At 47.6% G+C, this 16,269-nt stretch carries 16 protein-coding genes; 13 read left to right on the forward strand and 3 right to left on the reverse strand.

Annotation, left to right across the window (positions count from 1 at the left end):
• Positions 1–59 precede the first annotated feature (59 nt).
• Positions 60–1,043, reverse strand: a complete 984-nt coding sequence (locus tag H70357_RS11540) for a glycosyltransferase family 8 protein (RefSeq protein ID WP_038589283.1) — start codon at positions 1,041–1,043, stop codon at positions 60–62.
• 212 nt (positions 1,044–1,255) lie between these two features.
• Between H70357_RS11540 and H70357_RS11545 the strand changes: the two genes are divergently transcribed.
• The 5 genes from H70357_RS11545 to H70357_RS11560 all read left to right on the forward strand — a co-directional run bounded on the left by H70357_RS11545 (position 1,256) and on the right by H70357_RS11560 (position 4,412).
• Positions 1,256–1,723, forward strand: a complete 468-nt coding sequence (locus H70357_RS11545; protein ID WP_038589286.1) for a DUF1801 domain-containing protein — start codon at positions 1,256–1,258, stop codon at positions 1,721–1,723.
• A 46-nt stretch (positions 1,724–1,769) separates the two neighbouring features.
• The gene (locus H70357_RS11550) at positions 1,770–2,192 is read left to right on the forward strand and encodes an iron chaperone (RefSeq protein WP_052091982.1); all 423 of its coding nucleotides are present in this window, start codon (positions 1,770–1,772) and stop codon (positions 2,190–2,192) included.
• A gap of 15 nt (positions 2,193–2,207) precedes the next feature.
• Positions 2,208–3,509, forward strand: coding sequence for a YwqG family protein (locus tag H70357_RS11555; protein WP_038589289.1), 1,302 nt, complete (start codon positions 2,208–2,210; stop codon positions 3,507–3,509).
• Between the two features lie 27 nt (positions 3,510–3,536).
• Positions 3,537–3,668, forward strand: coding sequence for a hypothetical protein (locus H70357_RS36895; RefSeq protein ID WP_269322509.1), 132 nt, complete (start codon positions 3,537–3,539; stop codon positions 3,666–3,668).
• Between the two features lie 477 nt (positions 3,669–4,145).
• The gene (locus H70357_RS11560; protein WP_038589292.1) at positions 4,146–4,412 is read left to right on the forward strand and encodes a CD3324 family protein; all 267 of its coding nucleotides are present in this window, start codon (positions 4,146–4,148) and stop codon (positions 4,410–4,412) included.
• A gap of 106 nt (positions 4,413–4,518) precedes the next feature.
• On the opposite strand, the gene H70357_RS11565 is transcribed toward H70357_RS11560, so the two are convergent.
• Positions 4,519–4,902: a RidA family protein gene (locus H70357_RS11565; protein WP_038589295.1), complete on the reverse strand. Its 384-nt coding sequence runs from the start codon at positions 4,900–4,902 to the stop codon at positions 4,519–4,521.
• A gap of 105 nt (positions 4,903–5,007) precedes the next feature.
• Between H70357_RS11565 and H70357_RS11570 the strand changes: the two genes are divergently transcribed.
• The gene (locus H70357_RS11570; protein WP_038589298.1) at positions 5,008–5,349 is read left to right on the forward strand and encodes a winged helix-turn-helix transcriptional regulator; all 342 of its coding nucleotides are present in this window, start codon (positions 5,008–5,010) and stop codon (positions 5,347–5,349) included.
• A gap of 104 nt (positions 5,350–5,453) precedes the next feature.
• Complete coding sequence (locus tag H70357_RS11575) at positions 5,454–6,347, forward strand: GNAT family N-acetyltransferase (RefSeq protein WP_038589300.1); 894 nt, start codon at positions 5,454–5,456, stop codon at positions 6,345–6,347.
• A gap of 103 nt (positions 6,348–6,450) precedes the next feature.
• Here the strand turns inward: H70357_RS11575 and H70357_RS11580 are convergent, their stop codons facing one another.
• Complete coding sequence (locus tag H70357_RS11580; RefSeq protein ID WP_038589301.1) at positions 6,451–7,341, reverse strand: AraC family transcriptional regulator; 891 nt, start codon at positions 7,339–7,341, stop codon at positions 6,451–6,453.
• Positions 7,342–7,464: 123 nt separating this feature from the next.
• Between H70357_RS11580 and H70357_RS11585 the strand changes: the two genes are divergently transcribed.
• The 6 genes from H70357_RS11585 (at position 7,465) to H70357_RS11610 (ending at position 16,215) form a co-directional block, all read left to right on the forward strand.
• A complete protein-coding gene (locus tag H70357_RS11585; protein ID WP_038589303.1) occupies positions 7,465–8,379 on the forward strand; it encodes a nucleotidyltransferase in 915 nt (304 codons plus the stop codon).
• Positions 8,380–8,399: 20 nt separating this feature from the next.
• On the forward strand, positions 8,400–11,288 hold the full coding sequence (gene uvrA, locus H70357_RS11590; RefSeq protein ID WP_038589305.1) for an excinuclease ABC subunit UvrA: 2,889 nt from the start codon (positions 8,400–8,402) through the stop codon (positions 11,286–11,288).
• 164 nt (positions 11,289–11,452) lie between these two features.
• The gene (locus H70357_RS11595) at positions 11,453–11,920 is read left to right on the forward strand and encodes a GNAT family N-acetyltransferase (protein ID WP_038589307.1); all 468 of its coding nucleotides are present in this window, start codon (positions 11,453–11,455) and stop codon (positions 11,918–11,920) included.
• A gap of 12 nt (positions 11,921–11,932) precedes the next feature.
• Positions 11,933–12,868 (forward strand): aminoglycoside phosphotransferase family protein, encoded by a 936-nt coding sequence (locus H70357_RS11600; RefSeq protein ID WP_038589310.1) that lies wholly within the window; start codon positions 11,933–11,935, stop codon positions 12,866–12,868.
• A gap of 170 nt (positions 12,869–13,038) precedes the next feature.
• Positions 13,039–13,695: a glycerol-3-phosphate acyltransferase gene (locus H70357_RS11605; RefSeq protein WP_197073683.1), complete on the forward strand. Its 657-nt coding sequence runs from the start codon at positions 13,039–13,041 to the stop codon at positions 13,693–13,695.
• Between the two features lie 63 nt (positions 13,696–13,758).
• Positions 13,759–16,215, forward strand: coding sequence for an O-antigen ligase family protein (locus H70357_RS11610; RefSeq protein WP_038589313.1), 2,457 nt, complete (start codon positions 13,759–13,761; stop codon positions 16,213–16,215).
• Positions 16,216–16,269: the final 54 nt, after the last annotated feature.

Raw genomic sequence — 16,269 nt, forward strand, 5'->3', positions numbered from 1 at the left:
AGTCCATATTAAATTAAAAGCAAACAGCCATATCATTGGATATGGCTGTTTGCTCCAAGCTAATGTCTAGTATAACGGCTTTTTCTTTTGGCTTTGAGAAGATTCGCTCTACGGCTTCTGAGCTGTCTGATGATGCTTAGTTCGGTTAAGGAGAGGCGGAGAGTCTTCGACCGTTTCACTTTCAAGTGAAGTCTTCTGCTTTTTTTGTAACGAAGTTTAAGGTGGGTGACTTTCCGCTTTCTCCGTTTCAAATACGTTCTGAATTTTCTCCACGGCGTCAGGCTGAGGTATTTATGATGCAGACCTGCCCCCGGAGAGTTTTGATCCCAAAACTTTTCCGTTCCGGTAAAATGGACAATTTTATTATGGAAATCATGATTGGGTATAGACTGGTTGAAGAAATTGAAGCGCCGATCCAGCTGAAGGTAATTCCCCCCGAAAACTGCATTCAATGCATCCTGATCAGGCATCGTGGAATCCGGGAAACTGCGCAAAAAGTGCAGTGTTTCTTCGTACCATTCCTGGTGGCAGCGGATAGTATTCAGGGCAAACAGAACCACTCCGGAATTGAAATAATGCTCGGGAACCAAACCTTTGGAATTGATAACATGTGCAACTTCCATAATGCCCTGATCCCAAACCGCGCCTAAATAATACTGACCCAGATCAATTCGCCACAGCTCTTCAAGGTCCATATTGACCAGCACATCGCAGTCCAGATAGATGATTTTTTCAACCGGGATAAGTGCGGGAAGAAGCAAGCGGTACATACATGCCTGTGTCCATACATTAATCGAGCCTACATTTTCCATTACCTGAAGCATGTTTTCAGGAAGAGTAATGGGATAGAAGGTAATGGTGTGTTTATATCGGCTTGTTAGTCTCATGAGCTTTGACTTGTTCTCTTCCGTTAAAGTCTGATCGTGCAAAATATGAACATTAACACGGGAAGCGGTATTGTGGAAAACCGAGGCTAAAACAACTCCGGCATGCTCGGCATAGTGTCCATCCTGATCCTGAAAAGCTAACGCAAGTTCGATCATATGCTAATTCCTCTCTCAACTTTATTGTGTGAATGTACCATAGTATACGTTTGCCATGGATACATGGATCAGGCGATATGCCTACTCCATTCACCCATTTTCAACGGTCTGCTGATGGAAGGAAACAGGCGACGTTGACTTGAACTTGTCTAGTTTCCGGATTCAATTTAATATTGAGATAAATTAAAGTGTTTTCTTCGAGGAGGGTCAGCATGAAATACGAGTCGGAAAGTCCGGAAAACTATATCAGCCAACTGCCGGAAGATCGTCAGGAAGCCATTACGCAGCTACGGAGCACAATCAAGGGGAATCTTCCAAGCGGCTTCGAGGAAACGATGTCCTATGGCATGATTAGCTATGTTGTTCCACATCACTTGTATGCGCCGGGTTATCACGTGAATCCTGAACAGCCTCTTCCGTTTATAAGCATAGCCTCACAAAAGAATTTTATCGCACTGTATCATATGGGAGTGTATATGCACCCTGAGCTGCTGGCGTGGTTCCGCGGGGAGTATCCGAAGCATGTCCAGACAAAGCTTGATATGGGAAAATCATGTATCCGGTTCAAAAAAACAAACAACATTCCATACGGGCTTATTGCCGAACTGAGCCGCAAGATTGCGGTGCAGGAGTACATTGAAATCTACGAGCGGGAAACAGAAAAGATCAGAAAAAAATAATTCATGCTGGGGATTCCCCGCCGGCAGGCTATAGGAGGGAAATGTTATGGACAACAAAATTACTTATGAATCTGTGGATGATTATATTTCGAGATCAGCTCCTGAAGTTCAGGAGATCCTCCAAACGTTGAGAAAGGTCATTCAAGAATCGGCCCCTGAGGCGAAAGAAAAGATAAGTTATCAGATGCCTACTTTCGAGCTGCATGGCAATCTGGTCCATTTTGCGGCATTTAAAAAACATATTGGATTGTATCCGGCACCGAGCGGGGTTGAAGCCTTCAAAGAGGAACTGGCGGAATATAAGGGAGCCAAAGGTTCCGTTCAATTCCCTTTAGATAAGCCGATGCCCTATGATTTAATCAGCCGGATCGTTGAATTTAGAGTGGCTGAGAATCTTCAACAAGCAGCGGACAAAGCGAAAAAGAAGAAGCTGCAGAAGCAGGAGAAATCATTCAGGGCGAACCTGTAAGTGAGGTGGAAAATAGTGACGGAACGGATTCCCTGCCAAAGCCAAAACTGTGCGGCAACCATTTTACCGGCTACTGCCCATAAAACGGGCGGATTCTGCATACCGTGTTATCAGGAACAGGAACGCCGCAAACGCCAGGCTTATATTGAACAGCACCGCAGGGATGTGGATCTATATAAAGGAACCGCTGATCCGGTGGAAGTGCTTAAGATTATGCATACAAAACAAGCCTACGACCCTTTGATCCGCTATCTTCCTTATCCCTTAAACCGCGAGCAGGTGTATTCTGCCTTGTCGGGTGAGGATGCAGAGAGGATGAAGGCATATGCATTAGATCTGCTCAGTGCCGGTGACGAGGAGACCAGCGTGGATATTCTTTTGTCGCTGCTCTGTTACAACAACGTGCGGCTTACGGACTGTCTCCCTGTGCTTATCGGCCATGAGCTGTATTACCCGGGGATTCTGTATAAAGATGCTTCAGCAGAGGTCCGGGATCAGCTGCTGGAACAGGTGGAACAGGATAGTGAGAACCGCAATCATCTGCTGCTGGCCTTAGCCTGGATAGGAGACGGACGGATTGTTCAGCAGTTTCAGCAGTGGCGGGAGCAACCACCCCAGTGGGCGAAAGAGCTTTTTGTTTCACCTGATCAGTACTCACTTGAGGCCGGCTGGAAGCTTACTGAAGCCGGAGTGCGGCGGGATTTGTTTTCTCACACCGGATTTGCGATTGAACGGGCGGCGGAACCACTGAATGCTGAGTTTGCTGCGAATGAACCGGCACGGTTCCTGGGAGCGGGCCCGGAGGAATGCCCGTGGTGCGGCAGCGGGTTTACGCGGCTGATGGAACTGCGGAATAATCATCCGTCGGTTCGTGATTTGGCTCTGGCAGATGAGTGGCTTAAGGTGGATACATGCCTGTCCTGCGGCAGTTACAGTGTGATTTATATGGAAACTGGAAATCAAGGAGAACCCCGCTGGAGCTTATACAATCAAGCACCGCAACCTTTGCCGGATCTTAATCTTGGGGACGATAATGACGAGTATTTAGCCGCTGCACCCCGCCTGCATCTCGCTGCTCAACCGCGAAATGCATATCATGCCGTGGAGTGGACACTGGAACCCGCAGCCTCGCAGGTTGGCGGACACCCGACCTGGATTCAGGATGCAGAATATCCGGCTTGTCCCTGCTGCTCTGAAAATATGATGTTTATAGCCCAGTTGGATTGGTCACAGCTTGGCCCTTACGGAGAGGGCATCTATTATATGTTTATTTGTCCGAAAGATAAGATTACAGCTACCGTATATCAGCAATCCTAGTATATTAACGTCACTGGAGAAATTGGGGTGACGTTTTTCTTTTGCGGGAATTACGGCAGTCCCACGATCTATCAAATGCTGAAGCTTCCGCCAACGGACAAGGCACTCCATATGAAGGAAGGCTTTGAGAATATTTCCCTGGAGATGCTGCCTGAATAATTGGCGGACCATATCTTCGTTTATGGCAGTAAGGATGAAGGGGCCAGCGCTGTTCTGGACAGCGGAATATGGAAGGGACTTCCGGCAGTACAGAAGGGTCAAGTCTACATGTAAAACCAGCTTAAGTAGCCGCTGAACACCTTCGGGTGTTGGGCGGCTTCTTGTGTTCCTACAAAACTCCCGGAGGTGTAATTTTAGTCGTTGCCTTGTTTGGATTTATATTTTACAGTAAGATTTGTGAATACCATGATCTGTAACTCTGCTTGGTGACATAAGGCACTGATTAGGGGGTGTAAACCTTGTACCAGATTATTGATTTCGTACTCAACAAGCTCCATGCAAAGCCTGCGGAATAAACAGGGCGAAGCTTGGCATGGAGCGAAGGAATAATTTCGCCTATAGTAACTTAAAAGTTGTGTTTATTAAAGCAGGCTTTGCCCTTAGAATATCTATTCTATTTTAAGGAGCGAGCCAATTATGGATTATATAAGAGCGACGGATGTGTTCCCGGAACGACTACTCCAAGAGATCCAGCGGTATATTCAGGGGGAATTGATCTATATTCCAACCCGTTCAAGCGAGCGGAGAAAATGGGGCGAGAATTCAGGTGCGGCTAACTATTATGTTGCCCGTAATGAAAAGATCCGCCAGAGTTTCCGCGAGGGTGTGACCATCGATCAATTATCTGACCAGTTCGGATTGTCGGTGGAGAGTATTAAGAAAATCGTATATTCGAAGAGATAACATTGACCCGCAGATGAATCTGCGGGTTTTTAACTTTATGAGGAGCCGCGAGCAGCGTAGTTTTGCGACAGCGTAAGGCGCTGGATTTCAAGGTGCGATGATGGAGTTAGTTGGTGTGTGCGACGGCACTGATTTCGAGCAGTTGCTCAGGGTAAGCCAGGAAGGCCACACCGACGAGACTGCCGGCTGGCCGGTGTTCTCCCATGTATTCCTTGAACAGTCCGACGCATGTCTCAAAGTGCTCTTGCGCGTTTGTCAGATAGATCTCCACATAAGCGAGGTTCGACCTCGTGACACCAAATCCCGCCAGCACGCGATCGAGATTCTCCAGCGTCTGCCGGGTCTGTGCCTCGATATCGCCCTCGCCAACGAACGCGCCCTCCGTATCATGGGAAAATTGTCCCGAAATGTAGATGGTGCCGTTGACGCTATAGCCCTGGGTGATGCCGTGATCCCAAAGATTGTGATTGTAGGTTTTGACAGTAGCCATTTTTTTCTCTCCTTTACTTCAAAGTAAGGTCAGTATAAAGTGAATGTAAATAAAAATATAGTACGCACTTTTTTGATAGGTACTACCAGAAAGGATAGTGTAAATATGAGTATGGCTGAATATAAAGGTAAGGTTAAAAACATTCAAGATACACCATTTGGTTATACCTTGTCCGTTATTGGCGGTAAATGGAAGATGGTGATTATGTACCTGCTGGCAGAAAACCAACCGGTTCGCTTTAATGATCTGAAAAGACAGATAGGTGCTATTACGTATAAAACATTGAGTTCACAACTGAAAGAATTGGAAGCTGACGGTATGGTGATACGGAAAGAGTATCCACAAGTTCCCCCTAAAGTCGAGTACAGTCTCACAGATAAAGCCGAAACACTATTACCTGTTTTGGAAGGTTTATGTGAGTGGGGGACGATACACCAAAATAATTAGATGAGGCCTGGTTTACAACTTTTAATAAGAGATCTCGGTATATCATCCCAACCTGCAATTTCCTTACAATAAGGTCATACAGAAGACTAAGGGGATGATTAACGATGACGGTACGGTTCAGAGCCTACACTCCGGAAGATATGCTGAAAGTACGCCAATTTCTTTCACATGTTTATAGTAAACTTGGGCGGCCGAATAGTTGGCTGATTGCACGCTTTGAATTCGAGATTTTTTTCCTGCAAAAGAATACCGGATGGCTTCCCGAGTGGGAGCAGAATATAGGGTTATGGGAAGAAGAGGACGGTAAGCTGGTTGCCGTAGCCTGCAAGGATGGCGATTTCTATTTCCAGCTCGATACAGAACAGCCGCAGGAAAGCCTACTCATGGAAATGTTCGAATTCATTGAAGAGAAGTCCCGCCAGGGAACAGCCGGTTATTGCAAACTGGCTATTCCGGCCTTTATGCCACAGCTGGAAAAGATGGCGCTAAGTCGCGGATATGAGCTTCTTCCGAACGAAAGCGATAATTTCGTTTCTATCGCACCGGACCGGATTTTTCCTGTGGAGATTCCATCGGGGTTCACTCTTTGCTCTGGAGCGGATGTCCCTAATAGGGCTAAGGCGCAGGGGCATATTATGGCGTTTAATTATCCGGGAACTCCATATGCGGAGCAGATGCTTCAATACTACGGTGGGATTGCTGAAGCTCCCGGTTATCGGCCTGAGCTTGATCTGTCACTTGTTAATGGGCAAGGGGAGGTCGTGTCTTTCTGCAATGTTTTTCTGGATGAGGAGAACAAGATGGGCATACTTGAACCGGTGGGTACTCATAGGGATTACAGGTTGCATGGGCTGGGGCGAACGATTATTTATGAAGCTCTAAACCGGCTGCGGGCAATGGGGATGGTCAAGGCATATACGGGTCCCATGCAGCCTTTTTATGAGCGTATCGGTTTTGAGCTGGACGTGGAGCTGACCGTGTGGAAGAAAGAAATATAGTGTTCTATTTAGAACGTAATTCCCTTTATAGCGCGCAAACAAACCAAGCTCTGAGGTACTGGGGCTTGGTTTGTTGTATGTACTATTTTGAGGCGCTTCTAGTTCATAATCCCGATATCGGAAAATACAGATCACACTCGCAATAATGCTTGTTGCCCTTGGCGTAATTAATATATTCAAAGCTGAACTTCTCCTCTAATTGAAAAGGTACGGTCGGCATCCAGGTTGAGGTGATGTATTCCCAGATTTCACTCAGAGAGTGCGGCGTAATCTCCTCGGGCCGATGCAACCCGATGTAGGTAAATACACCGTATTTATGCGGTTTAATATGTTTGATATTCAGGTCAGGCGGGATGATGCTGCTGTGGTTGATTTGCAGGGAGGGCTGGTAGATCATAGACCCGGTAAAGGGCTCGGGAATGGAAGTGAAGCCGATATAGACATCCTTCTCTACCGGATTCATAATCCTGGAACGGGAAAGCGTGAAGAATTCGACACCATAACGGGCCGCAGCCTGGGACAGCAGGTTGTCCTCTGCATGAATAGAATAGGTAGGCCCTGCTATTGAAAAAGGGGGCAATACCGAGATGGAGCGAAAAAAAACGAGGCCATCTCCGGCGCGGCTCATAAAGTCGGCATTGAACCGGTCCAGGATATTCAGCGGCGAAGGCGATCTGCGCCATTTGGCCGGAGTGACATGATATTCTTCCTTAAAAGCCCTGTTGTAGGTCCGTTCACAGCTGAAGCCGTATTTGGCGGAAATATATTCAATGTTGCTCCGCTGATTCAGCAGATCGCCAAGCGACAGGGCAATCCGCCTTCTGCGCACATACTCCATTAGGCCAGTGGCTGTAGCCCCTTTCCAGATGCGCAGCAGGTGGAATTTGGAGACATTGACATGCCCGGAGATATCATCAAGACAGAGCGTTTCCAGCAGATGCTCTTCAATATATTCCGTTGTCCGGTTGATAGTTTCCAGTAAATAATGATCCATAGGGGTCTCCCTTCCAGCAATTTCTGTCCGGTTTTCATGGAAAACGTGAAGTATAATTTTACCACAAGCTCCAGAATCGGCAAGCGATTTCAATCATATGGAGCGGGTGGAGGATCATTGGATATGGATGATAGAGTACTGCTGGAGTTAAAAGACCGCTATCTGGCCGCGACCGAAAGCTTCGTGGACAGGGTCAGGGAAGATCCGAACGTTATTGCCGTCATTGTGTGCGGAAGTCTCGCTTATGATTCAGTCTGGGAGAAAAGCGATATCGACATGGGCCTGGTCGTCCGCGATCAAACCCTGCAACAGAACGCTTATTGTCTCGTGGAGGATGGCATTACTATAAATGTCCAGCTGTTTGAGAGAAGTACCTTTAAGCGGGGCTTTGAACGGATGATCGGCGGCTCGATGCCGCAGTCTTTTTTTGCGAAGGGGCGGATGATCTATACTTCTGATGACAGTCTCTATGATTACTTCGAAGATTTCAAGCAGCTGGGAAGCTATGATATTGCGTTGTCCCTGCTTTGGAATGCCTGTGAGTTGATTGATGTGTACCACAAATGCCAAAAATGGCTGACGGTGCGCAAAGATCTGCTTTATGCCCAGTATTTTTTGCTTAAGGCAGGCAGTCTGATAGCCAATATGGAGCTGTGCTCACAAGGTGAGCCGCCGATCCGGGAGTCGGTCCTGAAGATCCTCGAACACAGTCCGGAACGTATGGCCCCCTTTTATCAGAACCCAATGTCCAGGCGCTTAAGTGAGGATGAAATTCAGAACGCCATTGACACGATAGGACAATTTCTGGACCGTCATCTCGACATGATCAAACGCCCGGTCATTGAATTTATGGCAGATCAGGAGATGAAGACCGTAACCTTGCTGGCGAAGCATTTTCATATGCAAAGTCATTTCTTGATCAACATCCTGGAGTATATGGCCGGGAAGGGTGTCATCGAGAAGGTGTCACAAACGATCCGCATCACCTCCAAGAGCAAACCGGCCGTCGAGGAAATTGGTTTTTTGTATATTCCATAAAAAGAAGGGGGAATTCGCATATGTCCGTACGCACGACAATTGAAATATCGGGGGCCAAGCAGAACAATCTCAAGAATATCTCCGTAGAGATCCCGCGGGACAAGTTAACGGTCATCACCGGGGTATCCGGCTCCGGTAAATCCTCACTCGCGTTTGATGTCATCTATGGGGAGGGACAGCGGAGATTTCTCGATTCGATCTCGAATTTTGCCAAAAGCCGGATCAGCCAGGTGAAGAAAGCAAAGGTTGATTCTGTGCGGGGCTTGTCCCCGGTCATTGCCATAGAACAGAAAAAGGGTAACAATAATCCCCGCTCCACCGTAGGTACTGTAACGGATACCAATGATTATTTGCGGCTGTTGTTCGCGACAGCGGGTATCGGTCATTGTCCGGAATGCAGCCATCCGCTCAAGCAGCTGTCTGCGGCCCAGATCGCCGAGCATATCTCCGCACTGCCTAAAGGTACGGTCGTTGAGCTGCGGGCCCCTGTATACAAAATCTACGGGGAAGACTATAGCTATACTTTCCAGCAGCTGCGGGCCAAAGGCTTCAAGCATTTGCTTATTGACGAAGCTCCGGTGTCATTGTCGGAAGAGATTGAGCTGGATGAATCAGTAACATACCGGATTGAGATGGTTATTGACCGGTTTACTTTAAAGCATGACACCTACATACAGCTGACCAAGACCATCGAAGCGGCAATGCTGGCGCTGGATGAGGATATATTGATCAAGGTAGAAGTGATCGGGGGAGTGGAGGACGGGTTCTACGACCATTTTGGCTGCCGGGAGCATCATTTCTTCCTCTGCGATATGCAGCCGTTCCATTTCTCCTTCAATACTCCGGCAAGCGCCTGCCATACCTGCATGGGTGTGGGTATGTCCTATGTCGTGGAGCCGCGCTTTCTGGTGGTTGCACCGGAGAAAAGCATTAATAAAGGAGCGCTGAAGAACACGGTGTTCAACACATCGGGCAAAGACAGCTACCGCTCGGTGATGATGTACAGCTTGTCCCAAAAATATGGCTTCAGCCTGGATACACCATTCCATGAACTTCCTACATCGGTTCACGAGCTGCTCTTCTTCGGCACCAAAGGCGAACTCGTCCCCATGCTGCACCCGCCTACCTCACAAAAGAAGAACTGGATTACCGGCCGGGACCGGCCGTTTGCGGGATTTGTGCATGAGATGGAACACTGGTACAAGCAATATATCCGTAAGTCATCCACCTCGGAGGCGTTTGAACCGAACTTTATCAAGGAATGTATGATCGAAAAAATATGCCCGGCATGCGGTGGAGCGAGGCTGAAGAAACAACGGCTACAGATTACGGTCGGGGACCGGAATTTTGACCAGCTCACCCGCATGCAGCTGCATGAGCTGCTGGGATTTCTGGATGGCTTGACCTTTGAGGAAGAGGTACGGGATGTAGGGGAGACCATTATCCGTGAGCTGCACACGAGAATCTCCCTGCTGATCGAAATCGGGCTTTATTACATCAACCTGGGCAGAAGAAGCGACAGCATGTCCGGAGGCGAAATGCAGCGGATCAAAATGTCGACTCAGATCAGCAGTGAGCTGATGGGCATGCTCTATATTATGGATGAGCCGAGCATTGGACTTCACCCGCGCGATTCGAGCAAGGTGATTGATACGATGAGAAAGCTGTGCGATATCGGCAATACGATCATTGTGGTTGAACATGATCTGGATACGATACAGTCTGCCGACCATATCATCGAAATTGGTCCAGGACCCGGTATTCATGGCGGGGAGATTGTTGCGAGCGGAACGATGCAGGATATTATGGACGAACCGGAGTCGGTTACAGGCCAATACTTATCCGGAAGCGCAAGCATCCCCATTCCCAAGCAGCGGCGGAATCTGGGAGATCACTTCTTATCCATTCAGGGAGCCCGGGAGAATAATCTCAAGAATGTGGATCTGGACATTCCGCTGGGTGTTTTTATCTGCGTGACCGGGGTATCCGGCTCAGGGAAAAGCTCGCTGATCAACGAGATTCTGTCCAAGCAGCTGAGAATAGATAAAACGGGTGCACGGATTGTAGCCGGGGAGCATGATTATCTGTTCGGTTCGGAGCTGCTAAACCATGTGATCAATATTGATCAGACACCGATCGGGAGAAACAGCAAATCCAATCCGGCCACTTATATCGGGATATACGATAAAATCCGTGACCTGTTCGCCATGCAGCCTGATGCCGTAGCGCGCGGGTATCAGCCAATCGACTTCAGCCTTACCCATGCGAACGGGACACGATGCGAACACTGTGCGGGCGACGGGATTATCGTCACAAGCCTGCAGTTTATGGCTGACATTGAATCCATCTGCCCGGTGTGCAAAGGCAACCGGTTCTCTGAAGAAGGTCTTGAAATCAAGATCCGGGATAAAAGCATAGCCGATGTTCTGCAAATGACCGTGGAAGAAGCCAGTATCTTCTTCGAGGACCATAAGTACCTTAAGCATAAACTGGGGATTATGAACGAGCTTGGACTGGGATATATGACCCTTGGCCAGAGTTCAACCACCTTGTCCGGCGGAGAAGCGCAAAGAGTGAAGCTGGCTTACGAATTGGGCAAGATCAAGAAAGGCGCCCACAACCTGTATATTCTAGATGAGCCTACAACGGGATTGCATCTGGCGGATATACAGAAGCTGCTGCTTGCCCTGAACAAGCTGATGGACAGCGGGCATTCTGTCATCGTCATTGAACATCATCTGGATGTGATGAAGTCCGCAGACTATATCATTGATATGGGACCGGAAGGCGGCAACGAGGGAGGATATGTTGTCGCGGAGGGAACTCCAGAGCAGGTGGCGCAAGTGGAAGCTTCCCATACCGGAAGATACCTGCGCAGTGTGCTTGAACCGAGAGAGGTTAGAGCCTGATGTCTTTTCCTTTTGATTGCATCACTGAGTTTATGTTCTTCGATAAAATGTGTGATGAACGAAATGCAGAAGGTAGCAGCATATTTTAAACATCACATCCCGAATTGGGTAGTTTGATCTGCAAGGCATGCCCCCGTTAATCATGGAGTGAAGGAGCGAAAGTAATGAACGGACAATACAAAGTGAAATTTGCGGAAATGCAGGATGTTGATTCATGGATGTCAATGATTGAAGCTGTCCGCAGTAATTTTCCGGGTCTCCACAGCGAAGAATTACTGGAGGGGTATAAACAGACCGTAATTAAGAACATTAACAGGCGGACGGCTATCTGTGCGGTCTATGCTGGCGAGGTTGCCGGGCTGATGCTCTTCTCCTATAATGCCAAATGTCTTTCCTGCATGGCTGTACACCCGGATCACCGCAGACAAGGAATCGCCACAGCGATGATCGATCAAATGTTATCTTTGTTTCCGGAGGATACGGAGCTTTCCGTAACTACGTTTAGAGCAAATGATCCGCTGGGGGCAGCCCCGTGTCCGTTATATAAGAAATTTGGATTTGTTGAGGATGAGCTGACAGAGGAATTTGATTATCCCCATCAGAAATTTGTCCTGCGCAGATCACCATCATAAAGGGGGATAACATTGAATCAGCCACAGATTTATCCGTATGAATTGTCTGCCGTTGTAGAAGCGCATATTGGATCATTTAAAGTTCTCTCAGATCACAGACAAGGCAGCTCAAGAACAGGAGTGTGGAAGATTCAAGCGGCTCAAGATCAGACATGTTATTACCTGAAGACTCATAGCCGTATTCAAAGATGGCATCCCGAAGTGTATGCCTACAACCACTGGGTGAATGGCTTAAAGCCTTATGTCCCGGAGCTTATTGCAGCTTTTGAGGGGGAGAGTTGGCAAGCCGTCATAATCTCCGCACTCGATGGAATCACTATGAGAGAAGCAAACCTGGAGCCGGCTGAGCGATACGCTGCTTACAATAAAGCAGGGCAACTGACCAGGCAGCTGCATGATTCACAGACCGGTGATTGGTTTGGCCGTCCGGATAAAGACGGGAATCCCATTGAGCTATATCATCATGCGGATCCTGTTGTCTATATCCGCAGCACGCTTGAGGATATGGCCGGCAAATGTATGGAACTAAAGCTTCTTCAGCCTGCTGAGCTTGAACTGCTGGAGTGGGCTCTACAGAATGCCAGTGTTTTTGAAGGCAGCAAGCCTGTGCCTATAAGCTGGGATTCTACCCCAGGCAACTGGCTGGTAGATTCTAACGGGATTTTCAGCGGGCTGATTGATTTCGAGAACATGTTATGGGGCGTAGATGTGGACCATTTTTCGGTACTGTTTGAGAAATATTTTATTAAGGATGAGCGCGCCAAGTTAGCATTTTTTGAAGGCTATGGTGATGAGATTCTGATCCACAAGCAGATTCATATCAGGATTTGCTGCATTAAGCTGGCTTTGGGAGATCTCTATTGGGGCACTCAAAATAACATGCCCAAAGTTATAGCAAACGGGAGGAAACTTCTGGCGTCCTTGCTGAAAGCAGACAATGATAAATGATGACTTTTAACGGAGGTAAGATACTTTCACTTATTCAGAGTAATCTTCCTGCCTGTTCATTATTTTACATTTTCCGAGTTTCCTGTACAATATAAGTTACATATTATTACAGTCATCAATTGAAAATGCTTGCGTTATACATACGCTAAGGAGTGGATCAAATTATCTTAATGCAGTATTGGTGGCAACTGTCTTTAATTGGAGTCGTCAGCTATTTCCTGGGGAATATCTGCGGAGCGGTGATAGTCTCAAACAAGTTTATGCACAAGGATATCAGGGGGCTAGGAAGTAAAAATGCCGGAACGACGAACATGGCCCGGGTATTTGGCGTGAAATACGGAGTAGCGACCTTATTGATAGACTTACTTAAGGCGCTGATCTGTGTGCTTATTGCCAAGGTGATTATGACTTCAATTGGAGGAGTCGAAGCCGGGAGGCTAGCAGGTTACTTGTCGGGTTGTGCTGTAATATTAGGCCATAATTATCCCTTATTGTTGGGTCTAAAAGGAGGTAAGGGATTTGCCTCAGGAATAGGTGTGTTTATGGCGCTCCAGCCACTGTTTACACTGATTCTACTAGTCTGTGGGCTTCTTATGCTGCTGATCGTTGATAGAATGTCGGTGTTTGCCTTAACTTTTTTTGTCGTGGAGACGATTTATGCCTGGATGGTAGTTCCCATAGAGGAGTGGTGGGTACCTGCGCTTGTCACTGTATATTTGCTGCTGGCGGTTATCGCGCACTGGCCGAACCTTGTCCGGTTGGCGCATGGCGAAGAGAAACCACTGGGGCTCTACCATCTGCTGAAATATGGGAAAAGGGCTCATTGAGCCTTGTGAGACTTATTAAACATTATAAATTTATGAATCTAGTAAGTGTGGAGGTTATAACTTGTGTCGAAACCTGTGTATGGAAAAAACGCTGTGCAGCTGAATCATAACGACAGATCAACAGGAGTGGTATGGCTGCTGGCTGCCGCTTTTATCCTTTTTCTGGGGTGGGCGCCATTTCAGAGGGGATTGTTTAACAGTCAGCAGCTCATATTCGAGAAACCTCTCTTTGTGTCTGCTCTATTATGCTGTCTTATGCTGTTTGGCTGGGTAGGTTTGAATTATAAAAAATTCAAGCTGCAGGAGCAAAGTGACTTGCTTGTCCTGGCTGCATTTATGTTGCCGATCATTTACGCGCTCACACTGTTTGTAGCTGTTTCGCATTTCTCAGCGATGAACATGCTGTTTATTCAGACTATGTACGCTGCCGTCTTTATAATCTCCTTCTACCTGTTAAAGCAAAAGCAGGTGAACTTAGCGGTACAGCAGGCCATCTTGAGTATTGCTTATATCATTGTATGGTTTGGCCTGCTCAATTGGTTAGGGAGCGGGAAGTTAGCGGGCAGTCTGGTAGGCTGGTTCACGAATGAAGTGGTCAATGGAACTTACAATGGTGCATTGATAACCGATTCCAACGGTTTGCGCTTGACCTCGATATTTCAGTATGCCAATACGTATGCAGCCTTCTTAATGGCCTTTCTGTTTGTTGCTCTGTTTGCACTGGTCCGCTCCAAGAAGGGGTACGGCTGGCTGATACACGGGTTCATGCTCGTCCCGATTATCGTTTCCATGCTGCTCACGCTGTCACGCGGCGGGCTTGTCATGATGCCGGTAGTATTTATATTGCTGTTGTTATTCCTGAAGTCTGTGCAGCAGATTCTATGGATCATTCATCTTGGAATTTCCGGATTGGCATCTTTAATTATTGCGTCACCCGTCACTAATCTGGGAATCAGCCTCAATACGGATTTCACGTCATCATCGGCCTTAAAGGGCTGGAGCTACTTGCTCGGGGCTTCGCTCCTCACAGCCGGATTAAGCTGGGCAGTGCAGCGTTACCTGGCTCCATGGCTCCGGGGCAAGCTGGACGGCGAGAACTCCCGGAAACTGAATGGAATGTGGATTCCGCTGGGTTCGGTAGCGCTTGTCGGTATTATTGCCTTTCTGCTGATCGGTACAGGCGTACGGAGTATTCTTCCGGATCATATTGAAGTCCGGCTGGAGAATATTAACTTCAAACAGCATAGTGTTTTGGAGCGGATTACCTTTTATAAGGATGCTGTGAAGGTTATTAAGGATAATCCGGTTCTTGGGATCGGAGGTGACGGCTGGCAGGCAGTGTTCGGGCAATATCAGAATAATCCCTATGTCAGCCACCAAGTGCATAATTTTTTCCTGCAGTATCTGATTGAGGTGGGGATAGTCGGATTTGTTGTGTTTATGAGTTTCATTCTCTTTATTTTTTATAAGTATATTCGCGGGTATGCGGCAAGGAAGCAGGATGAATTCAGCAACGGTTTCTTTTATCTGATTATTGCATTATCTATTCTTGTTCACAGCCTGCTGGATTTCAATATGAGCTATGCGTTTATGGGAATTCTGGTTTTTCTGGGCCTGGCAGGAATGGCAGTGGTGATGGACAGCAAACCGCTGCGCCGGAACTGGAACAAGGCAGGGGTGCGTTACGGGTACCTTGCAATCCTTACGGCAGGGGCGGTGTTCATGCTGGTTCTGTCCATTAACTATATCAGCTCCAACAATGTCGGCAATAAAGCCCGGCAGTTGTTCAGTGTGAGCCAATCCTATGATGAGCTCAAAGCTCCGCTGGTCAAGGCGCTGAAGATACGCCCAGGCCATCCGGAGTCGACGATCTATCTGTCTTCACTGGATCAGCAGGTGTATTCCCAGACGCAGAACGAACAATTTCTGGAGGAGTCGCACACCTTGCTGACGACTGCGCTAAAGAGAGAGCCTTACGATAAAGAATTACTGAAACAGTTGGTTTCTTATTATGATCTTAAAAATCAAAGCGACCTTGCCCTCAAGGTCTACCACGATAATGCCAGCAAGTATAATTGGGATATCGATTGGTACAGTACGCTGATCAGCCGCTCCCTTATGCAGGGAGAGCAAGCCCTTAACTTAAAGGACGATGCAGCTAAACAAGAATATTTCACAATTGGACTTCAAGCCTACGATCATGTGACTGCCGGTGTGGAGCATCTGAAAACACTGCCACCCGAACAGCTGCAAGGAAATCCATTCTCTGTAACCCCGCTCATCGCCCTGAACGCGGGTAAGATCAAGTTTATGATGGGTGAAGTACAGGAAGCTACGGATATCTTAAAGCAGGCCTTAAGTGCAGATTATGCGGATGTTACTAACCGCGAGATCGCCCGCTGGTATCTGGCTGCACTGAAAAAGAATGGAGGCCAGGACCAGGCGGTCCATGATCTGCTGATTGCAGCGGACGCGCAGGAGGCGGCCCGAATTGATGAAATCTTAGCTAAGCAGTATTAAAGGAAGGGATACTCTCCTGAATAAGAATCGGTTTGCTTATTACAGCATTTTTTG

It is taken from the genome of Paenibacillus sp. FSL H7-0357 (genome assembly GCF_000758525.1).
Taxonomy (GTDB): Bacteria; Bacillota; Bacilli; order Paenibacillales; family Paenibacillaceae; genus Paenibacillus_AQ.